Annotated in this window: 15 protein-coding genes and 1 pseudogene; 7 read left to right on the top strand and 9 right to left on the bottom strand. The window is 69.4% G+C overall.

Annotated elements, in window-relative coordinates:
- From VN779_RS24050 to VN779_RS24030, 5 genes and pseudogenes are all read left to right on the top strand, one after another.
- Positions 1-248, top strand: a pseudogene (locus VN779_RS24050) (circularly permuted type 2 ATP-grasp protein); the annotation flags it as partial.
- A gap of 50 nt (positions 249-298) precedes the next feature.
- A complete protein-coding gene (locus VN779_RS24045) occupies positions 299-1,258 on the top strand; it encodes an alpha-E domain-containing protein (protein ID WP_325727189.1) in 960 nt (319 codons plus the stop codon).
- A 2-nt stretch (positions 1,259-1,260) separates the two neighbouring features.
- Positions 1,261-2,154, top strand: a complete 894-nt coding sequence (locus VN779_RS24040; RefSeq protein ID WP_325727185.1) for a transglutaminase family protein — start codon at positions 1,261-1,263, stop codon at positions 2,152-2,154.
- Between the two features lie 130 nt (positions 2,155-2,284).
- Entirely contained in the window at positions 2,285-3,106 is an 822-nt protein-coding gene (locus VN779_RS24035; RefSeq protein WP_325727183.1) for an alpha/beta hydrolase, read from the top strand.
- A gap of 108 nt (positions 3,107-3,214) precedes the next feature.
- Positions 3,215-6,028, top strand: a complete 2,814-nt coding sequence (locus tag VN779_RS24030; RefSeq protein WP_325727181.1) for an AfsR/SARP family transcriptional regulator — start codon at positions 3,215-3,217, stop codon at positions 6,026-6,028.
- Between the two features lie 141 nt (positions 6,029-6,169).
- On the opposite strand, the gene VN779_RS24025 is transcribed toward VN779_RS24030, so the two are convergent.
- Entirely contained in the window at positions 6,170-7,123 is a 954-nt protein-coding gene (locus VN779_RS24025; protein WP_325727179.1) for a hypothetical protein, read from the bottom strand.
- A 221-nt stretch (positions 7,124-7,344) separates the two neighbouring features.
- A complete protein-coding gene (locus tag VN779_RS24020) occupies positions 7,345-9,507 on the bottom strand; it encodes a DEAD/DEAH box helicase (RefSeq protein ID WP_325727178.1) in 2,163 nt (720 codons plus the stop codon).
- 205 nt (positions 9,508-9,712) lie between these two features.
- On the opposite strand from VN779_RS24020, the gene VN779_RS24015 reads away from it, so the two are divergent.
- Positions 9,713-11,836, top strand: coding sequence for a hypothetical protein (locus tag VN779_RS24015; protein WP_325727176.1), 2,124 nt, complete (start codon positions 9,713-9,715; stop codon positions 11,834-11,836).
- Positions 11,837-12,004: 168 nt separating this feature from the next.
- Entirely contained in the window at positions 12,005-12,460 is a 456-nt protein-coding gene (locus VN779_RS24010; protein WP_325727174.1) for a peptidase inhibitor family I36 protein, read from the top strand.
- A gap of 110 nt (positions 12,461-12,570) precedes the next feature.
- Here the strand turns inward: VN779_RS24010 and VN779_RS24005 are convergent, their stop codons facing one another.
- The 7 genes from VN779_RS24005 to VN779_RS23975 all read right to left on the bottom strand — a co-directional run.
- Positions 12,571-15,042 carry a tetratricopeptide repeat protein gene (locus VN779_RS24005; protein WP_325727172.1) on the bottom strand — a complete coding sequence of 824 codons (2,472 nt, stop codon included), beginning with the start codon at positions 15,040-15,042 and terminating at the stop codon, positions 12,571-12,573.
- Positions 15,043-15,132: 90 nt separating this feature from the next.
- Positions 15,133-16,077, bottom strand: coding sequence for a PDR/VanB family oxidoreductase (locus VN779_RS24000; RefSeq protein ID WP_325727170.1), 945 nt, complete (start codon positions 16,075-16,077; stop codon positions 15,133-15,135).
- Between the two features lie 4 nt (positions 16,078-16,081).
- Positions 16,082-16,324, bottom strand: a complete 243-nt coding sequence (locus VN779_RS23995; RefSeq protein ID WP_325727168.1) for a hypothetical protein — start codon at positions 16,322-16,324, stop codon at positions 16,082-16,084.
- On the bottom strand, positions 16,321-17,331 hold the full coding sequence (locus VN779_RS23990) for an aromatic ring-hydroxylating dioxygenase subunit alpha (RefSeq protein ID WP_325727167.1): 1,011 nt from the start codon (positions 17,329-17,331) through the stop codon (positions 16,321-16,323). Before VN779_RS23990 ends, VN779_RS23995 begins: the two co-directional genes overlap by 4 nt.
- A 115-nt stretch (positions 17,332-17,446) precedes the next feature.
- On the bottom strand, positions 17,447-18,205 hold the full coding sequence (locus VN779_RS23985) for an IclR family transcriptional regulator (protein WP_325727165.1): 759 nt from the start codon (positions 18,203-18,205) through the stop codon (positions 17,447-17,449).
- Positions 18,206-18,246: 41 nt separating this feature from the next.
- Positions 18,247-18,603, bottom strand: a complete 357-nt coding sequence (locus VN779_RS23980; protein ID WP_325727164.1) for an MmcQ/YjbR family DNA-binding protein — start codon at positions 18,601-18,603, stop codon at positions 18,247-18,249.
- Positions 18,604-18,755: 152 nt separating this feature from the next.
- Positions 18,756-19,461 (bottom strand): arabinofuranosidase catalytic domain-containing protein (locus tag VN779_RS23975; protein WP_325727162.1); only part of this gene is annotated, 706 nt, incomplete at its 5' end.

Raw genomic sequence — 19,461 nt, 5'->3', positions numbered from 1 at the left:
CGCTGGTGGTCAACTCCAGCCAGGGCGGCGGCTCGAAGGACACCTGGGTGCTGGCCGACGACCGCCGCCTCGGCCCGCGCGACGGCATCAGGCCGCCGCTGTTCGACGCCCCGGCAACGACGGTGCGCGAGGCCGTGGCCGACCGGCAGGCCGGGCCCGCTGCGGAGCAGACCCAGCAACAGCAACAGCAACACGACTTACCGCACGACGTACCGCTACCCGAAGTGCGGCAGCGGGGGCAGCGATGATCCGGCGGCAGCCGGCGCCGGCCGCGTTCCGTACCGAAGGGAGCTGACTCATGCTCAGCCGCATCGCCGAGTCGTTGTTCTGGCTCGGCAGATACGTCGAGCGGGCCGACGACACGGCGCGGGTGCTCGACGCGTTCATGCACCGCCTGCTGGATGAACCCGGCACCGATGAGGAGGCCGCGTGCCGGACGCTGTTCGCGATCCTCGGCGTGACGCCGCCGCCCGCCGACTCCGAGCCGTGTGACGCGCAGACCGTGCTCGACCTGCTCGGCTTCGACGCGGCCAATCCCAGTTCCGTCGCAGGGGCCTGGCAGAACGCGCACGACAACGCCAGGGGCGTGCGGGAGGTCATCAGCACCGAGACCTGGGAATGCCTCAACGCCACGCATCACGCCCTTCCAGCGCAGCGAAGAGCATCCGGTCGCGTCGGCCCACATGCTTATCTGCGTTACGTGCGTGAGCGCGCCGCGCTGTTCTCCGGTCTCGCCGATTCCACGATGAGCCGAGACGACGGCTGGCTCTTCCTCACCCTCGGCCGCAGCCTGGAACGGGTGGACATGACCGCTCGGCTGTTGTCGGTCAAGGTGCTGGCCTCGCGATACGCCCCGGAATGGGCGACGCTGCTGCGTGCGGCCGGGGCGGACGAGTCGTATCGCCGCACCGAGGGCTGGGACAGCGACCCGGAGTCGGCCGCCCGCTTCCTGATGCTGGAGGAGACCTTCCCCCGCTCGATCGTTTATTCGCTGACCACCGCGGAGCACTGCCTGAGCCAACTGGCCCCGCCTTCCTCCGGGCCGCGCTCCCGAGTTCAGGTGCTGGCCCCGACCGCGCGCCGGGTCGTCGGCCGGATGCGGACCATGCTCGAGTACCTGGACGCAGGAGAGCTGGTGACGCAGCTGCCGACGGTGCTCAAGGACCTGCAAGAGGCGTGCCTGGTGGCCAGCGGCCAGATCGCCGAGGAGTACTTCCAGTACAGCGCCCCGGTCGTCTGGCTGCACGGAAAGGACTGACGGTGCCGACTGACGCTATGTCCTCGGAAAGTTCGCGCGGCAACGCCTCATGGCGCTTGGCCATCGTTCACGAAACCGTCGTGGAATACACCGGCGCCGCGCGGGCCTCCTACAACGAACTGCGGATGACCCCGCTGAGCACACCCAGCCAGGTCACGTTGAACAGCTATGTCGAACTGCAGCCGCGCGCGTCGATGTGGCAGTACACGGACTATTGGGGCACCCGCGTGACGGCTTTCGACCTTCAGGAGCCGCACAGCGCCCTGACGATCCGTGCCGGCAGCACCGTGGAGACCAAGTCCGCGCCGAACCCGGCCGCGGTGCGCTCCCAGATCGATTGGTCCGCCGTGGCCCGCCACGTCGCGCTGGGCCACCTTGCCGAGTTCGTCACCCGCACCGACCGCACCACTATCAGCCCGCAGTTCGAGCAGGAGGTGCGCGACCGGACCCGCGGCGCTGACCCGCACGAGGCCGCGGACGAGATTTCAGCGTGGCTGCACGCCACGGTCGGCTACGTCCCGGGAGCCACCGGAGTGCACACCAACGCGCAGGAGTCCTGGGAGCAGAAGTCAGGGGTCTGCCAGGACTTCTCGCACATCGCCGCCGCCATGCTGCGCGCCATCGGGCTGCCGGCGCGGTATGTCTCCGGTTATCTGTTCCCCTCCACGGACGGCGAACCGGGACTCGCCGTCGAGGGCCAAAGCCACGCCTGGGTGGAGTACTGGGCCGGTTCGTGGTGCGGCATCGACGCCACCAATCACACCGTGCCCGGCCCGCGCCACGTCCTGGTCGGGCACGGCCGCGACTACGGCGACGTCCTGCCGCACAAGGGCATCTACCACGGCGCGCCCGACAGCGCGTTGACGGTCTCGGTGCGCTTAACGCGCCTTGCCTGACGGCGCACTGCCCAGGAGGTTTACCCGCCGGCCGGATTCAGTTGAGGCCGGCTGGCACGGGACCGATGAATTTCGGCGGCCGCAGGAGTCGAATGGAGTGACGGCTCGCATCCGACCCTGGGAGGAATCGATGACCACGCCCGCGCCCGTGACCGCGAACACCTTGGCGGTCCCCGACGGCCGGCTGTACTACGAGCTGCGCGGCAGTGGCCCGCTGGTCGCGATCGTCGGCGCGCCGATGCATGCGGCGCCGTTCGCGCCGCTCGCCGATTTGCTGGCCGCCGACCACACCGTGCTGACCATGGACCCGCGTGGCCATTTCGGCAGCGTGCTCGACGACCCGGAAGCCGACTCGACGCCGCCGCTGCGCGCCGACGACCTGGCCCGCCTGCTGAAGCACGTCGACGCGGGGCCCGCGATCGTGCTCGGCTCCTCCGGCGGCGCCATCACCGCGCTCGCGCTGGTCCAAGCCCATCCGCAGCTGGTACAGACCGCCGTCATCCACGAGCCTCCGCTCCTGCGGTTGCTCGACGACGGCGAGCACCAAATGGCGCTGAACGAGGAAACGATCGCCACATACGCCGGCGGCGACGCACTCGGCGCGGTGCGCAAGTTCATGGCGAACGCCGGCTTCGTGATGCCGGAGGAGGTGTTCTTGCAGGTGTTCGGCGGCGAGAAGTCGCCGCAGGAGGTAGCCGGTGACCGCTTCTTCTACCTGCACGAGCTGCGCGGCACGGCGAACTGGCTGCCCGACCTGGACGTGCTGCGCGCGACACCGGTCCACCTGATCATCGGCATCGGCGAGACCTCGGCAGGCCAGGTGTGCGACCGCACCTCGCGGGCCCTGGCCGCCGCGTTGAAGCTCGAGCCCGTCCTGTTCCCGGGCGGCCACGGCGGATTCATGGAGGACGCAGCCAAGTTCGCCGACCGGCTGCGCGAGATCATCGAATGAATGATCGCACCGAATCCGGGCTCTGATGCCTCCTCGCGACTCGCGGGGCTAGGCTGACCCTGATGCGCGGGGCTCCGCCGCGCGGAGCACCGCGCCCGGGGAGGCAGGGTGAGGCTGGGCATTCTGGGGCCACTGCTGGTGATCGACGACGCGGGGCGTCAGATCCCGGTACCGGCGCCACGGCAGCGCGCGCTGCTCGCGGCGCTGCTGGTCCGAGCCAACCAAACCGTGTCCGCGGCGCAGCTCGCCGAGTTCGTCTGGGACGCGGCGCCGCCGGACGGGGCTGATTGCACGCTGCGCACGTACGTCATGCGGCTGCGCCGTGTGCTGGGCGCCGAGATCGCGGCCCGCATTCAGACGCGCGATCCGGGCTACCTCTGCGAGGCGGCCGAAAGCGAACTCGACGCGCTCCAGTTCGCGGCGCTCTCCCGCGAGGCGGGCACGGCGCTGCGCGCACAAGCCTGGAGCCTGGCCTCCACGACCGCGACGCGCGCGCTGAGACTCTGCCGCGCGCAGCCGCTGCTCGACGTCGCCTCGCAGTCGCTGCGCGAGGAGTTCACACCGTATTTCGAGCAGCTGCGTTCCGAGGTTCTCGACGCTCGCATCGAAGCGGACCTTCGGCTCGGCGCGCACGATCAACTCGTGCCGGAACTGCGCGGGTTGATCGTGAAGTATCCGTTGCGCGAGCGACTCCACGCTCAGCTCATGCTCGCTCTGGCCGGCAGCGGCCGGCAGGCCGAGGCGCTGGAGGCATATCGGGACGCCCGACGAGTGCTCGTGCGCGAACTAGGCATAGAGCCGGGCGCTCGGCTGCGCGAACTGCATCAAGGCATTCTCGCCGGAGATCCCGCGCTCCTCGCCGCGCCATCGCAGGGTGCTGTGACGGGGTTCGGCGGCGCGGCCCGGCACAGTGTGGCCGTCGTGCCGAGACAGCTGCCCGCGGCGGTGCGGCATTTCGTCGGGCGCGCCGACGAGCTCAAGGCTCTTACCGGGATGGCGGGCCACACCGACCAGCAGGACCGCGCCGTCGTCATCGCGGCGATCGACGGCATGGCAGGCGTTGGGAAAACCGCGCTGGCCGTGCACTGGGCGCACCAACACGCCGCGCAGTTCCCGGATGGGCAGTTGTATGTGAACCTGCGCGGGTTCGACCCGTCCGGTTCCCCGGTCACGATCGCGTCAGCGGTGCGCCGGTTCCTGGATGCGCTCACGGTTCCGGCCGCACGGATACCGTCCGACCCGGACGCCCAGCTGGATCTGTATCGGAGCCTGCTGGTCGGCAAGCGGGTGCTGTTCGTGTTCGACAACGCCAGGGACGGCGAGCAAGTCAGGCCTCTGCTGCCTGGTGCGGCCGGCTGCATGGTGCTGGTCACCAGCCGCAACCGGCTTCCGGACCTGGTCGCACTGGAGGGCGCGATACCGCTCACGCTGCGGCTGCTCACCGGCGACGAAGCCCGCGAACTGCTCGCCCGCAGGCTCGGCGCCGGACGCGTCACGCGGCAACAGCCGGCTGCGGACGAGCTGATCGAGTTGTGCACCCGGCTGCCTCTCGCGCTGAATCTCGCCGCCGCGCGCGCCGCCGTACGGCCTGACGATGAACTCGACGTGCTGGCCGCTGAGTTGCGCGATGCGCATCGCCGCCTCGATCTGCTCTCGGCCGGCCCGGGAGGCGCCGACGTGCGCGCGGTGTTCTCCTGGTCCTATCGCACGCTCGGCGAGCCGGCGGCCCGATTGTTCCGTTTGCTCGGCCTGCATCCGGGTCCTGACATCGCGGCGCCCGCGGCCGCCAGCCTCGCCGCTCTTTCGCTTGTTCAGACGCGAAGCGCGCTGGCGGAACTGACCGCCGCACATCTGCTGACCGAGCCGAGCCGGGGCCGCTATGGCCTGCACGATCTACTGCGCGCTTACGTCACCGAATTGGCTGAGGCGCAGGAGGCTGAGGAGGCACGGCGCGAAGCCACGCTGCGTGTGCTTGACCATTACGTGCTCACCGCCGCCGCGGCCGACCGGATCGTAGACCCGACCCGGGATCCGATCACGCTCACGCAGGTCCGGCCGGGCGTCGTGCCAGAACAGCCAGCCGATCTCGCTGAGGCCTGGCAGTGGTACGAGACAGAACGGCCCACCGTGCTGGCCGCCGTCGCGCTGGCCGCCGACCGAGGCTTCGACGACCAGGCCTGGCAACTGTCCTGGGCGTTGGCGAGCTACCTGCATCGGCAAGGGCACTGGCACGACCAGATCGACACGCAGTACGCCGCGCTGGAGGCCACCCGGCGCCTTGGTGACCGGGCGAACGAGGCATATACGCACCGCGTGCTTGGTCGCGTTTACACGCGGATGGCACGTTATCAGGATGCGCATTCGCACCTGCGGCGCGCGCTCACGCTGTTCGAGCAGATCGGCGATCAACTCGGGCAAGCGCACACGCTTCGCGGCCTCGCGTGGCTTTCTGAGCGCGAACAACGCTTTGCCGAGGCGATCGAGCACGCTCGCCAGGCGCTGAGCGTATTCCAGCGCATCGGCCATCGCGCGGGTCAGGCCCTCGCGCTCAACACCATCGGCTGGCTGAATGTCCAGCAGGGCGACTATCACCAAGCGCTGGCCGACTGTCACGAGGCGCTGAACCTCGATCGCGAGTTGGGTGACCAGGCCGGCGAGGCGAACGCCTTGGAAAGCCTGGGGTACGCGTACCACCGGCTCGGGCGACAGTCCGACGCGATCGCCAGCTATCAGCGAGCGTTGCCGCTGCTGCGTGAGTCCGGCGCGCGATACTTCGTGGGTGACACGCTCGATCACCTGGGCGATGCCCACGAGGCGGACGGCGATCACCGCGCCGCGCGGAAAGCCTGGGACGAAGCCCTCGCCATCATGGAGGACTTGCAGCACCCTGACGCGGCGCGCATCCGCGCCAAGATCGGTTAGTCACCCCGTTCCGCCGAGGCGAGCATGCCAGAGCTCTGAGTCGGCCTCCGGTGAACGGTCCGCTTCAGTCAAACGGACTAGCGGACGAGCGGACCGCTCACCGGGCCGTTCATTGCTTCGGTTCGTGCGTCGCCTCAGGTGTCATCCCTTTGTTACGCACTTATTGGCCGAGTTCGACCACAGGCCCTGCACGTCGTACTTGCCGGTGCTGAGTGTGAGATATGCGTCCTGGTTCTCGCACTCGTCGCCGATCTCACCGTTCGCGTTGTTGTTCCAGCCGTCGGTCGGCCAGAAATCGGTGACGGTCTCGGCGTACTCGTGCGTCTCAGTGGACTCGATACCCGACAGCAGCCGTCCGTCCGCGAGCGTGGTGCAGGCACCGGCGCCCTCGTCCGGGACATACGGCAGGTTGGTGTAGGCGAGGTTGCCGTAGCTGGAGGAGGTGTAGTCGTGCCAGGCGCAGAAGCCGCTGTTCGGGAAGCCGTCGGGGTGGGTGCCGCTGGCTGAGACGATCACGTACTGCGCGTTGTAGTTGGGCGTCTGCGTGGTGTTGCCGAAGTGCGCGGCCGCCTTCTTCGCCTCGCCGGCCAGTTGCGAGGCCGATGCGTTCGAGGGCTCATTCGCGGCGTTGTCGAACCAGGTTCCGGCCAGCGGGGTGGAAGAGGGGTGGATCACGTGCGTGCCGCCGCTGCCGCAGTTGGTGGTGCCCGCGCTCAGGCCTTCGCAGTACTGGCTGAGGATGGTGCCCCAGGTGTCCTTGCTGCCGTAGAGGCCTTTGAACATGCCTTGCAGGTCGTTGGCGACGCCCGCCTTGTCGGAGGACCACTGCTTGCCCCAGAAGACCAGGTAGACCTTCGGGGTGGGGGAGACGGCCCCGTGAGCCATGCTCGTCGTCAGGGACAGGGTGTACTGCGAGGTGGCGCGTGCGGCAGCCGGGTGCGCCGCGGCGTGCAGGGATTTCACGCCGTAGTGGTTGGCTGACCGGTTCGGGGCCGCGTTGGCCGAGGAGGCGCCGGGCAGCGCGACGACCGCCAGCGCGGTGAGGGCGGCGAGTGCGGAGCCGACGCCGCGTGACGTAGAGGTGGGTATTCGCATGGGTTTACTTTCATCCGGGTCCGAGTGAGACACCGCCATGCGTCACTGCCGCCGGTGCGGTAGCGGCGCGCCCGAAGCGCAGCTGAATCAGGGGCGGATGAAGCGCACTCTAGCGCCGAGGACAGGGCTCGACTATCCCGTGCAGGCAAAGTCGAGTCCGGGCTCCGCAAAGCCGCACCAGCCCGGGCTCAGTAGTTTGATGACCTACCCTTTTCCTGACGTTAGGTCGCGATGCCGAGCCGTTCCCGCTCCGTGTCCACGACTTTCCGCGCCATCGCCGCTTCGGTCAGGTCGCGGGCGTCGGGGGAGGACTCGGCGGTGTCGCTGCGTCGTGCGTAGGCGTCGAAGAGCTCTGTCTTCTGGCCGAGCAGCTCCAGCATCCGCTCGTCCACGCTGTCGGCGACCAGCAGCCGGTGCACCTGCACCTTGCGCACTTGGCCAAGGCGGTGCGCGCGGGCTATCGCCTGCGTTTCGAGCGTGGGCTTGACCTGCGGCTCGCACAGGATCACCACCGAGGCCGCCTGCATGTTGATGCCCACGCCGCCGGCCTGGATCTGGCTGACCAGCACCGCGGGTCCGCGCGCGGCCGTGAACTCGTCGACCAGCTCCTGACGGCGCGGCGGCGGCATCGAGCCGGTCAACGGGCCGAGCGCGCGCGGTCCTAGCGCCGTGCACACCGTCTCGAGCACGTCGCGGAAGTAGGAGAACACCACGATCTTGCGGCCTGAATCGCAGGCCTCGTCGACGAGGTCGACCAGCCGTCGCAGCTTCGCCGAGCCGTGCACGGTTCCGGAGGCGTAGGCGGCGCGGCGCATCGCCATGAAGTTGCCCTCATCCACCGCCTGCCGATACGCGGCGAAGTCCTCGGAGCCGAACTCCTCCCACTCGTCAACCCGGGTCAGTTCCGGCAGTTCCGAGAGCACGTCCTCCTGGTTGCGGCGCAGATACGCCGGCGCGACCGCACGGCGGAACGCCTTCGACCCGGCGATCGCGTCGATCTCGGCGTCCGGATCGATCAAGCCGGGCTGCAGATAGTCCACCAGGTTGCGGAACTCCTCGACCCGGTTCTCCATCGGCGTGCCGGTCAGGAACAGCACCCGCTCGATCCGGCGGGTCCAGGCCGCCAGCGCCTTCGAGCGCTGTGTGTCCGGGTTCTTCACGTAGTGCGCCTCGTCGACCACGAGCATCGCGACTTTCACCCGCGGCAGGACGATCGACCGCACACTCTCGAAGGTGGTGATTCCGACGCCGCCGGAGCCTGCCCAGGCCAGCAATTGCTCGTCGCGGCCCGCGCCGTGCAACCGGTACGGACGCAGCGTGCTGTGCCCGCGCACCTCACGCATCCAGTTGATCAGGACACTGGCCGGGCAGACCACGAGGAAGTGCCGTTCGCCTTCGGCGCGCAGGTGGGCCAGTGCGGCGACGGCTTCCACGGTCTTGCCGCAGCCCATCTCGTCGCCGATCACGACCCGCCGCCCGGCCAGCGCGAAGCGCGCGCCGAACTGCTGGTAACCACGCAGTTCGACGCGCAGGTGCCGGGTGTCGAGCTGCTGCTTGCCGATCTCGGCGGCCAGGTCCTCGGGGATGAATCCGCGCGCGGCCTCGGCGTCCTCCTGCACCCCGACGATCCGGGCCAGGGTACTGAAATACTCGGCGGCGCGCTTCTCGAAGTCGCGGCGGACGGTGGAGTGCCGGGGCCGCTTGGCGCGCAGCCGGCTGCCCGCGGTCTCGATCCGCTTCAGGTCGCGCTGCGTAGCTGGAGCGTCGAGCAGTTCTTCCAGCGCGGTGACGGCCTCGCGAGCCTCGTCCCGGCGCCGGGTGCCGGTCAGCGCGCGCCGCAGCCTGCCGCGTAGCGGGGTCGCCGCGTCGATCAGCCGGCCGAGGTGGTCGCCGAGCCGACGGGCCGGGTCACGAGCCCGGTCCATCGAGGTCTGCGCTTGTTGCACGCGGTGCAGCGCGGACAGCAGCGCGGCGCCCTGTTCGTCGTCCGGGTCGACGTCCGCGGAGATCCGGGTGTCCTGTTCGACGGCCTCCGCGATGCGCCGGGCGGCGGCCACCGCCTGCGCCGCGGTTTGCGGGCCGACACCGGGAATCTGCTCCAGCCGCTGCGGCCCCGCGTCCAGGATGGCGTGCACATCGGCGAAGCCGGCTTTTTCCAGTTTGGCCACCGGAAGCCGCGGCACGATCTCCTTGAGCCGGTCCACCGGTGCGCCGCGCAGCCGGTCGCGCACCGCAGCCGAGTGCAGCGCGGCATACGCGTCACGTACCGCCTGCTGAGCGCGCCGATCGTCCTCGAGGACAGAGCGCGCGGACTCAGCCGCCGCGGAAGCACGCCGAAGCAGAGCCCTGATAGCAGAAGGGCTCTTCGATGCTGGCGTCTGCACGGCCAAGCCGTTACCCGGATTCGATCGGTGGATGCGGTATCGGACAGGTCCAGCACTCTACTGGCGCGCGGCTGGCGATGATGTGCCACGGCCGCTCGCTCTCGCTTGAACCCGGATGCGGATCAAGCGGTTGCCGGTGTATACCATGCGCAGAAGTTTGTGCGGCGGCCTCGCTGCACGGCTCGGAACTTGGGGGGAATGCATCATGTCGGAGCCGGAGTCTGCCGTGGAGCCTGCGCAGGCGCAGGCGGCAGCGCAGGCCAGTTCGGTTGCTTCGGAGCCGGAAGCGCAAGACGGTTCGCAGCCGCCGGAACCGCAGGACGGCGAGGTGGCGCGGGAATCGGAAGCGAGCCCGGTGGCGGTGCTGGACCCGCCGGTCGATGCGGTGGAAACGCCGCAGCCGCCGATCGGCTGGGCAATGCCGGACGCCACGGCGCAGACCACGCCGTTCGCTGTCCAGCCCGGCCAGCCCGGCTCAGCGCTCTTCGCACCGGCCGCTGGTCCAGCAGCCAAGAAGCGCCCAAGCAAGCGATTTGTGCTCATCTCGGTCGCGATAGTCGCCGCGCTCGCGCTGGTGGCCGCCGGCATCGTCGCGCTGCTGCCCGGCCGGACCGGCAACTCGATCGTCGCCGTCGCGCACTGCCAGCCCTCGGAACTCACCACCTGCCTCATCAAGGCCCCGGCCGGAGCGATACAGCTCAGCGACGTCGCGGCGTGGGACCACGCGACCACGGTGACCACAGACCTCTACCGGGCCAACATCACCGACGACGCGGCCGGGATCAGCACCGACACCGCCGCGCTGCTCGACTCGGACGGCCTGAACAAGGCGGTGCACCGGGACTGGAACGCGGTCGACGGCAACAACGTCGATCTGGTGCTGCTCCAGTTCAACAGCCAGAAGGGCGCCACGTCCTGGAATGCCGCTCGCACCGGCGAGATCATGGCCGCCTATCGCGGCCGCACGGTCAGCGTCCCCGGCGACGCCTCCGGTAAGGCCTTCGCCGCGACGAAGGCGGATGCCAAGGGGAACGTCGAGGCCGCCTACTCGGCCGTCGTCGGCGACCTCGTGCTCAACGTCGCCTATTCCAGCCCGAAGACGCTCGACGCCAAGGACCTGCAGACCTGGGCCGGCACCGAACTGGCCTCGCTGCAAGCCGCGCCGCCCGCGGCCGCCGACCAGCCCGACGCCGCGGCGGGCACGCAACAGCTCGCCTGCACCGGCGGCCTCACCTCCTGTCTGGAGCCGATGCCCAGCGGCGGCGAGCACTGGACCTCGCCCATCAGCGGTGACTGGGTCAGCTCCACGACTCTCACCCCGGATCAGTTCATCAAGCTCTCCTGGGATAACAACGGCACGACGCGGTCCCAGGTGAAGGCCAACTTCGTCGAGGACGGCGTGACCGCGATCGCCCATCAGGACTGGATGACGGACGGTGGTTACAAGCAGGCGGACATCTACCTGATCCAGGCCATCACGGCGGGCGGAGCCGGGCAGCTCGACGGCAGCAACTTCGGCGAGCCCAACTGGGGCAAGGGCCTGCACGGCACCAGCTACTCGATCCCCGGCGAGCCCAACGCGCAGGCCTGGTATACGAACCCGGACTCCGACGGCTTCGTCAACTTCTATTTCATGCAGAACATCGGAAACGTCATCGTGCACGGCTGGTTCTTCTTCTCCGGCTCGCTCGATTCCGGTACCGCGAACCGCTGGGCCCAGGCCCAGCCGAACCTGGTCAGCCGCAACGCGAAGTCCGAGCCGATGGGCCTGTTCCCGCTCACCGCGCCCGCCCTGCCCGCATCCAGCCAGGGCTCCTGCCCCGCTTCTGGCGACTGTCTGCTACCGCTCCCCGGCGGAGCCACGGACACCACCGCGTCGTCGTATCAGGTCAGCCGCGATCTGAACGCGGCGGTCTACGGCTCCCAGTACGAGGCGGATACGAGCACTGACTTCGCCACGTGGCTCAGCTCTGACGGCTTCGCGTCCGGTGAGCACCGCTCGTGGACCACCTCCGGCGGAGCCAGCGCCGAGGCGGTCCTGCTCAAGTACGGCAGCCCGGCGCAGGCACAGGCGGCGGCGCAGCTCGAGTACGGCCTCAACGCCTCGGCCGGTCGCGAGCGGGTGTGCACCGACTCGAAGCTGCCTGACTCCTTGTGCCTTGCCGCCCCGGTCACCGTCAGCGACCCGCTGCAGAAGGAGATCATCAGGGTGCTGGCCTGGAAGGGCGACTACGAGGTGAGCATCAGCGTCACGAAGTCGAACGCGGCCGACGTCGCCGATGCGTACGTCTGGGCGCAGCGGCAGCTGGACCTGCTGCCCGCGAGCTGAAACCCCGTGACCTAGCCGACCGGCCGCAGCTAAGTCAGCTGCGGCCGGTCGGCTGTGTCTAGCCAATGGCGCGTTCCTGGCGTGGTGGCGCGGCTGGCGCCCCGGCATTCTCTTGAGACGAGGGGTTCGCTACACCCTCGAAGCTCTGCTATGAGGAGGAAACGCGCAATGAGGAACAGGACCCGTGCCGCCCTCGGGGCGACGCTGGCGGCCGCCGCGTCCGCGGCGACGCTGGTAGTCGGCGGCGGCACGGCCTTCGCCGCCGGTAACAGCGGCACGATCTACGGCGGCACCGTACACAGGGGGTACTGCGACGACGGTGACTTCTGCATCTACACGGGCGCCGGACTGACCGGCACCAAGTACGGTCTGCCGGACTGCACCACGTACACACTGTCCAACTGGAACGGCGTCGGCTCGTGGTGGAACCGGCAGTACATCGCCGACTACAACGTCAATGCCCTGTTCGAGGACCGCAACCACAACCGCGTGCTGGTCTACAACAACTTCGTCAACTCGGACTACAACGGGTGGTACGACTCCGCCCAGCTCGTCGGATGGGGCGACATCGACTTCGCCCCGGTCTGGTACATCCAGCCCTGCGGTAACTACACCACCGAGTAACCGAGCAACCGGGCCGGAACCAAAGCAGCAAACGGGGGCGGCCGGCGGCGGAGGGATCCTGCGTCTCCGGCCGTGCCGGCCCTGGAACTCAAGCTAACTTCGTCCCGCGATCACGCGGAGGAGTGTTCAAGAGAATCGAACTCGTCGTCATTCTCAAGGTCCGTATAACCGAGCGCGCGCAACGCGGCGTCGGCGCGGGTTTTCTGGGCGGTGTCACCGACCCGATGGGCCAACACGCGGGCACGACGGTGCGCGTCTAGGGCGTCAGTAGTCGTATTCGTTGTCGTGCTCGTGCTCGAACTTGCCCGCGCGAGCGCCGAGAAAGCATCGCCCAGCTCGTTGAGGATTTTCGCCTGCACGCCCGGTGCGTCCGCCTCGATCGCCAGATCGAGCGCCTTGCGCTGCGCCCGGATCGCTTGGTGGCCGCGCCCCAAGTGCGCGAGCACAAGCCCGATGTCCGACAGCGCATCGGCCTGGCTGCGCGGGTCTTGAAGCCGCCGATAGATCCTCAGCGCGCGGCAGTGGTGACGTAGCGCCGTCTTCGGCTGACCGAGTTTGTCCAAGCCGCGGCCCAGGTAATTCAGCGCTCTGGCTTGGGTCGAGGCCAGACCGTGCTCGGCGGCGAGGTTCAGCGCCTCCTCGTGGAAGCCGACCGCTTCGGCGGGGCGGCCGAGCCGTTCCAGCATGGTGCCGACGTTGTTGAGCGACGCGCCGATGATCGCCGGATCGCCGAGCTGTCTGGCCAGTTCGAGACCGTGCTGAGCCTCGGCGAGCGCGTCCGCGTATCGGCCCAGATATTCGTACACGACCGCGAGATTCACGGTCGCCCGCATTTGCGCGGCGGCGTCCCCAGCGCTCTTCGCCGTCTCGCGGGACTGCTGAAGGTAGTCGGCGGCCTGCAGATTGGCGCCGAGCTGCGCATGGGTGATGCCAAGCAGGCTGAGCGCGGAGGCGAGCGCGGTGTGGTCGCCTCGGGCACGCGCGTCATCCGCCGCGGCCTGGTGCAGCGCGATGGCATCGCCGTTGCGGCCGCTGAAGTCCAGATGCCTGCCGAGGATGACGGAAAGAATGCCCGCGTGGCCGGGCACGCCGCCGTCCACGGCCATCGTGATCAGGTTCCACTGCTCGGTATCCAGCCACGCGCGGGCCGCGTCGGCATCCGGCAGCGGCACCTCGGGACTGGCCGCGGCTGCCACGGTCGGGCGCCGGGAGGCGGTGTCCGGCCAGATCAGGTTGACGGCGCGGGCCGCGGTGTAGCGATGATGGTGGGCCAGGGCCGCGGCGGCCGCGGCGCGCGTGGCTTCGGGCAGGGCCGCGGCGAGTGCCTGTGCGTGCGCGCGCAGCAGATCGTGCAGGCTGTACCGCCCTGGGCCGATGGCCAGCACCATGTGCTCATCCACCAGGCTTTCCGCGATCAGTTCGGCGTCGGGCAGGCCGAGGCCGGCGAGCGCGGCGATGGCGTACGCGTCGAAGTCGTGGCCGGGATGCAAGCCCAGCAGCGTGAACACGCGCTGTTCGTCAGCACCGAGCTGTTCGTAGGAAACGCCGAAGGCCGTGGCCACGTCGCGGTCGCCCACCGACAGCTCGGCCAGCGGGCGCTCCTGCGCGGCCAGCCTGGCGGCCAGGTCGGCGATGGTCCAGGCCGGGCGATGCGCCAGGCGCGCGGCGGCGATCCGCAACGCGAGCGGCAGCCGTCCCAACTGGTGCACGACCTCCATGGCCGCACCCGGTTCGGCAGCGGCCCGAGCCTCGCCCGCGCCACGGGAGAAAAGGGCGAGGGCTTCGTGCGCGTCGAGGATGCCGAGGGAGAGGACGATGGCCCCGTCTATCAGCAGCCTGCGCCGCGATGTCGTGAGGACCAGGCTGCCGGGACCCCCGGCGATCAGCGGAAGCACCGCGGCCGAGCTCGGCGCGTTGTCCAGTACGAGCAGCATGCGCCGCTCGGCCACGGTGGCGCGCCACAGATCGGCCCGCGCGGCCTCGCCGGAGGGCAGCTCGTCGGGGGCGAGGCCGACGGTGGCCAGCAGCCTTCCCAGCGCCTCGCCGGTGTCGGTGGGCTGGCGGCCGGGGGTGAAGCCGTGCAGGTCCAGGAAGATGCAGCCGTCCTCGAACCGCGGGGCCAGCAGGTGGCTCGCGTGGACGACGAAAGCCGTCTTACCGACGCCTGCCATGCCGTCGATCGCCGCGATCGTGACATGGTCCTGATCGTCAGTAGCCTGAGCAAGTACCGCCAGCGCGCCGTCGCGCCCGACGAAGTCGGCGAGCGCATACGGCAGCGAGTTCGCGGCGGCGCGTGCAGCGGCGCTGGCGCCAGCGCCAAGGTCGGCGCGGACGGCGCCGCTCGTACCAGCCGTGTCGCGCAGGCCGCGTACCGAAGCGGTCAGCGTGGCGCGTTCCGCATCGGACAGACCGAGCGCATCGGCGAGAAGCCGCAACGACGCCGCCCTGGGATTCGTACGCTGCCCGGCCTCCAGACCGCTGATGGTTCGCACCGACACCCCGGAGCGTTCGGCCAACTCCTCCTGGGTGAGTCCAGCGCGCAAACGCCACATATGCAGCGATGCCGCGATCTCCACGCGCATGTCCCTTCCCCCGTGTCGCGGCCCCAGATTACCAACCGCTGCACCGCCGTGACGCGCGCGGAAAGCGGCGGCGCGGACCCGCCCGTCGGCTCAGAGGTCTAAGACGAGACGTTCGCCGCGGCAGCGGGAAACGCAGATCATCATGGTCTCCCCGGCCGCTCGTTCGTCCGCGGTGAGCAGCGAATCGCGGTGCTCGGGCACGCCCTCGATCACGTCGGTCTCACAAGTGCCGCAGGTGCCCTCGGTGCAGGAATACAGCACCTCGATACCCGCCGCGCGGACCGTTTCCAGCACCGTGGCATCCTGCGGCACGGTCAGTGTCCGGCCGGAACGGGACAGCACCACCTCGAACGGCCGATTCTCCAACCCGGCCTCCTGCTCCTTCGGCTGGAAGCGCTCCATCGCCGGCTCGGGCCAGCCGTTGGCGAGGCAGTATTCTGATACCGCGTCGAGCAGCGGTCCCGGACCGCAGCAGTAGACCGCCGTGTCCGACTGCGGCGCACCGAGATAACCCGGCAGATCCAGCAGGCCGGTCTCGTCCTGCGGCCGTAGCAGCACCCGCTCGGTGAAGCGCGCCGCCAACTCGTCGGCGAATGCCATCGACGCACGCCGACGACCGCCGTACAGCAGCGACCACTGAGCCCCGGCCGCCTCTGCCGCGCGCAGCATCGGCAGGATCGGGGTGATGCCGATGCCTCCGGCGATGAAGAGGTAGCGGGCCGCCGGGCGCAGCGGGAAGTTGTTGCGCGGGCCACGCACCCGCAGCGTCGAGCCGACCGGCAGCCAGTCGTGTACGTACGCTGATCCGCCGCGGCCGTCCGGCTCCCGCAGCACGGCGATCCGCCAGGTCGTCCGGTCGGCCGGGTCTCCGCACAGCGAGAACTGCCGCTCCATTCCGTCGGCGAGCAGCAGATCGAGATGCGCGCCCGGCTGCCAGGCGGGCAGGTCCGCGCCGTCGGCGTGCCGCAGCGTGAGCGAGATGACGCCCTCGGCTTCCCGGCGGCGTTCGGCGACGATGACCGGGAGGACGGCCACGTTCTCAATCATCTGATACCTCGGCTCGGTGTCCGTCCGGATGGCCCAGCAGCCAGGTCCACATCGCGATGGGGTCGTCGCAGGTGTGCCGGGCGCCACAGTGGCAGGTGCCGCGCAGCAGGTCGGAACCCGGCTCCCAGTCGATCCGGTTGATCAGCCCGGTCACCGCCTCGTCGGGTGCGGCCGACTCGGCGGTGCCGGTGATCGGGGTGCCTGCGGTAGCGGCGGCCGGGGCCGGGCCGGTCATGCGGAGGCGAGGCGGGCCAGGATGCGGCGCGCGGCCAGTCCGCCGGTGTCGATGTTGATGCTCAGCTCCTGGTACCCGGCCGGCTCGCTGTCGAGGGCCTTCTGCAAGAGATTGAGCGCGTCAACGTCCTGCATCACCACCGTGTGGTTGAAGTCGCGCAGGAACGTGGTCACCTCGTCGTCTTCGCGGGCGAAGTCGCGGGAGACCGCCCAGAAGTCGTAGACCTTGCCTGGGCCCGCCGGCGTGATCGCGTAGGTGATCTCGGTGCGGAACACCGGCTCGGTTTGGCCGACCGGCATGATCCGGCTGTGCAACAAGTACAGGCACGGCGCGAAGTACTCGATGTCCTGCAGGCGGGTGATGCGGCCCTCGATGCCGGTGGAGCGGGCGTAGAAGGGTGGGCAGGCGGCGTCCATCATGTGGCGCGACACGCGCACCACGCCCGCGGCCTCGTCGACCTCTGTGCTGATCGGGGTTTCGGCGACCTCGGGCGTGCCGATGTAGCCGCCGTGCAAGTACGTCTCGTGCGAGAGGTCGAGCAGGTTGTCCACGAGCAGCCCGTAGTCGCAGTCGATCGGCTCCATGCCGCGCACGGTCACCATGTCGGGGTCCGCGAGGTGCGGGGCGCGCGGAATCAGCTTCTCGTCGGCCAGGTCCGGGTCGCCGATCCACACCCACACCAGCGAGTCGAGCTCAGCCACCGGATACGCGGTCACTCGGGCGGTGCGCGGGATACGCTGCTGGCCGGGGACGTAGACGCAGGCGCCTGACGTGTCGTAGGTGAAGCCGTGATAGCCACAGACGATCTTGTCACCGTCGAGCCGGCTGGCGGAGAGGGGGAAACGGCGGTGTACGCAGCGGTCGGAGAGCGCGACGACGTTGCCGTCCTCCTCGGTGCGGTACAGCACTATGGGCTCGCCAAGGACAGTGCGGCCGAGCAGTTCACGGCCGACCTCGGCGGCGTATGCGCTGACGTACCACTGGTCGCGTGCGAAGGCGGTGGCCATGAGTACTCCGGTGTACGAGGGCCTGGCGGCGAATGCGGATGCGGATGACGAAGCTCGAAGAGCCCGGATGACCGCAGCGTGGCAAGGCTGAAACCGGGCCACAACGCCACTTCCGTCAGGCGGAAGTCCAGCCGAGGGCGCGTGAGATGCCGAGCCCGGCCAGCCGCACGGCCGGCGCGAGGGTGTTGGGCCGGGCGCCCGCGCAGGGCACGATCACGGACACCGCCGCGATCACCTCGCCGCGCGGGTCGCGGACCGGAGCCGCGACCGAGAGCGCGTCATCGGTGATCTGACGGTCGCTCATCGCGAAGCCGCAGTGGCGCACCTCGGCCAGCAGTCGGCGCAGCTTCGCCGGATCGGTGACTGTGTACGGAGTGAAGGATGCCAGCTGCTCGGCCGCCAAGTACTCCTCCTGCACGGCGGCGTCGCTGTGCGCGAGCAGTACCAGTCCGACGCCCGTGGCGTGCAGCGGCCAGTGCGCGCCAACCCGCGCGAGCACGCCCACGGCCGAGCGGCCAGAGATCCGCTCGATGTACACCACTTCCATCCCGTCACGCACCGCTAGCTGCACGTTCTCGTGTGTGGCCTCGTACAGGTCCTCCAGGAACGGCATCGCCGCCTCGCGCAGCGCCAGGCCGCGCGGGGACAGCGCGCCGAGCTCCCAAAGCCGCAGGCCGATGTGGTACGCCCCCGAGGCGTCCCGCTCCAGCGCGCCCCAGGTCGTGAGCAGGCCGACCAGGCGGTGCGCGGTGGGCAGGGTCAGGCCGGCCCGGCGGCTGATCTCGGTGAGCGAGAGCGCGGGAGCCGACCGGTCGAACGCGGCCAGCACCGCGAGCAGCCGTTCTGCGGCCGTGGCGGGCGCGGGCGTTGACATGGCCCTACCGTAGACCGCCGCAGGTGAGAGGGGCAGAGGGACTAGACCTGGCCGAGCGTGCGGCGCTGCTCACGGGTCAGCGAGGAGACGACCAGGTCGTACGAGTCCTCGATCATGTCCCGGACCATCGCATCGGCCACTGAGCCGTCCAGCAGCACCGTGTTCCAATGCCGCTTGTTCAGGTGATAGCCGGCGGTGATCGCCGGATGCTGCGCGCGCAGCCGCTCGGCGAGCTCGGGTTCGCACTTCAGGCTCACCGACAGCGGGTCCGCGTCCAGGGCGCTGAGCGCGAACACCTTGCCTCCCACCTTGAACACGGAGGTCTCCAGGTTGAACGGGAAGGTCTCGACCGCCCCGGTCAGCGCCAGGCAGGCGGCTTTGAGCGCGTCGGCATCCATGGCCCCATTCTGGCAGCGATCTTCGCCGCCCGCGCGCGGCGCTTTTCACCGTGTTCGTACGTGTGCCGGGCTGAGTCCGGTGCCGCATCGTCGCCCTACGACGGTGCGGCACCGGACCGGCTGGTTCGTTATAAAAACTCTTATCTACGTGCTCAGTGACCGTATCCCGCCGCGACGATGTTCGCTTGCACGGATGCCTCGGTGGAGGCCGAGGGGTAGCCACTGGTCATGACGCCCTCGTAGAAGGTGCCCTGAGCGCTGTCGCTGTTGTCGCCGCCGGTGCCCAGGATGATGGCGCCCTGCTTGTGCATCGGGTTGTAACCCGAGACATTCGGTCGTGCACCGTCGTAGAACGTGGACATGCCGCCGGACTGCGCGTTGCCGCCCTTGATGGACCAGTGGTTCGGTCCGCCGTCGACCATCGCGGTCAGATACCGGTCGTTGATCGTCGGGTCGTTGCTGTTGAAACCGGCGTTGATGCCGGAGAACAGGCCGTTCTCCAGATCCGCCATGATCCAGGGGCCGTTTCCGGTGCCGTAACCCCAGACCGTGATGCTGCCAAAGTAGATCGCTTCCATCGTGCCGTTGCCATCGTCGTTGCTGTCCTTCTCCGCGTTGCCGTAGTCGAAGCAGCAGCCGCCGTTGTAGTGCGTGCCGTCGAAGACCGCGTACTCGCCTTCCGCGCCGTCGCCGGTCGCGGTGCCGGTTGCCGAGTTGTCGCGGTAGCCGGTGCCTGGCGGAATGTAGACGCCGTAACCCTTGTGCCCGTTGAGGGTCGTCGGGGCGCCGGTGGCGTTGGCCAAGTTGTCCGGGCCGCCGGCAGCGCCGCCCGCAGGGGCTTGCGTCAGGTTGTTGTTA

It is taken from the genome of Actinocrinis sp. (assembly GCF_035605935.1).
Taxonomy (GTDB): domain Bacteria; phylum Actinomycetota; class Actinomycetes; order Streptomycetales; family Catenulisporaceae; genus Actinocrinis.
Note: the sequence above shows the minus strand (reverse complement) of the source record. Positions and strands in the feature narration are given on the sequence as shown.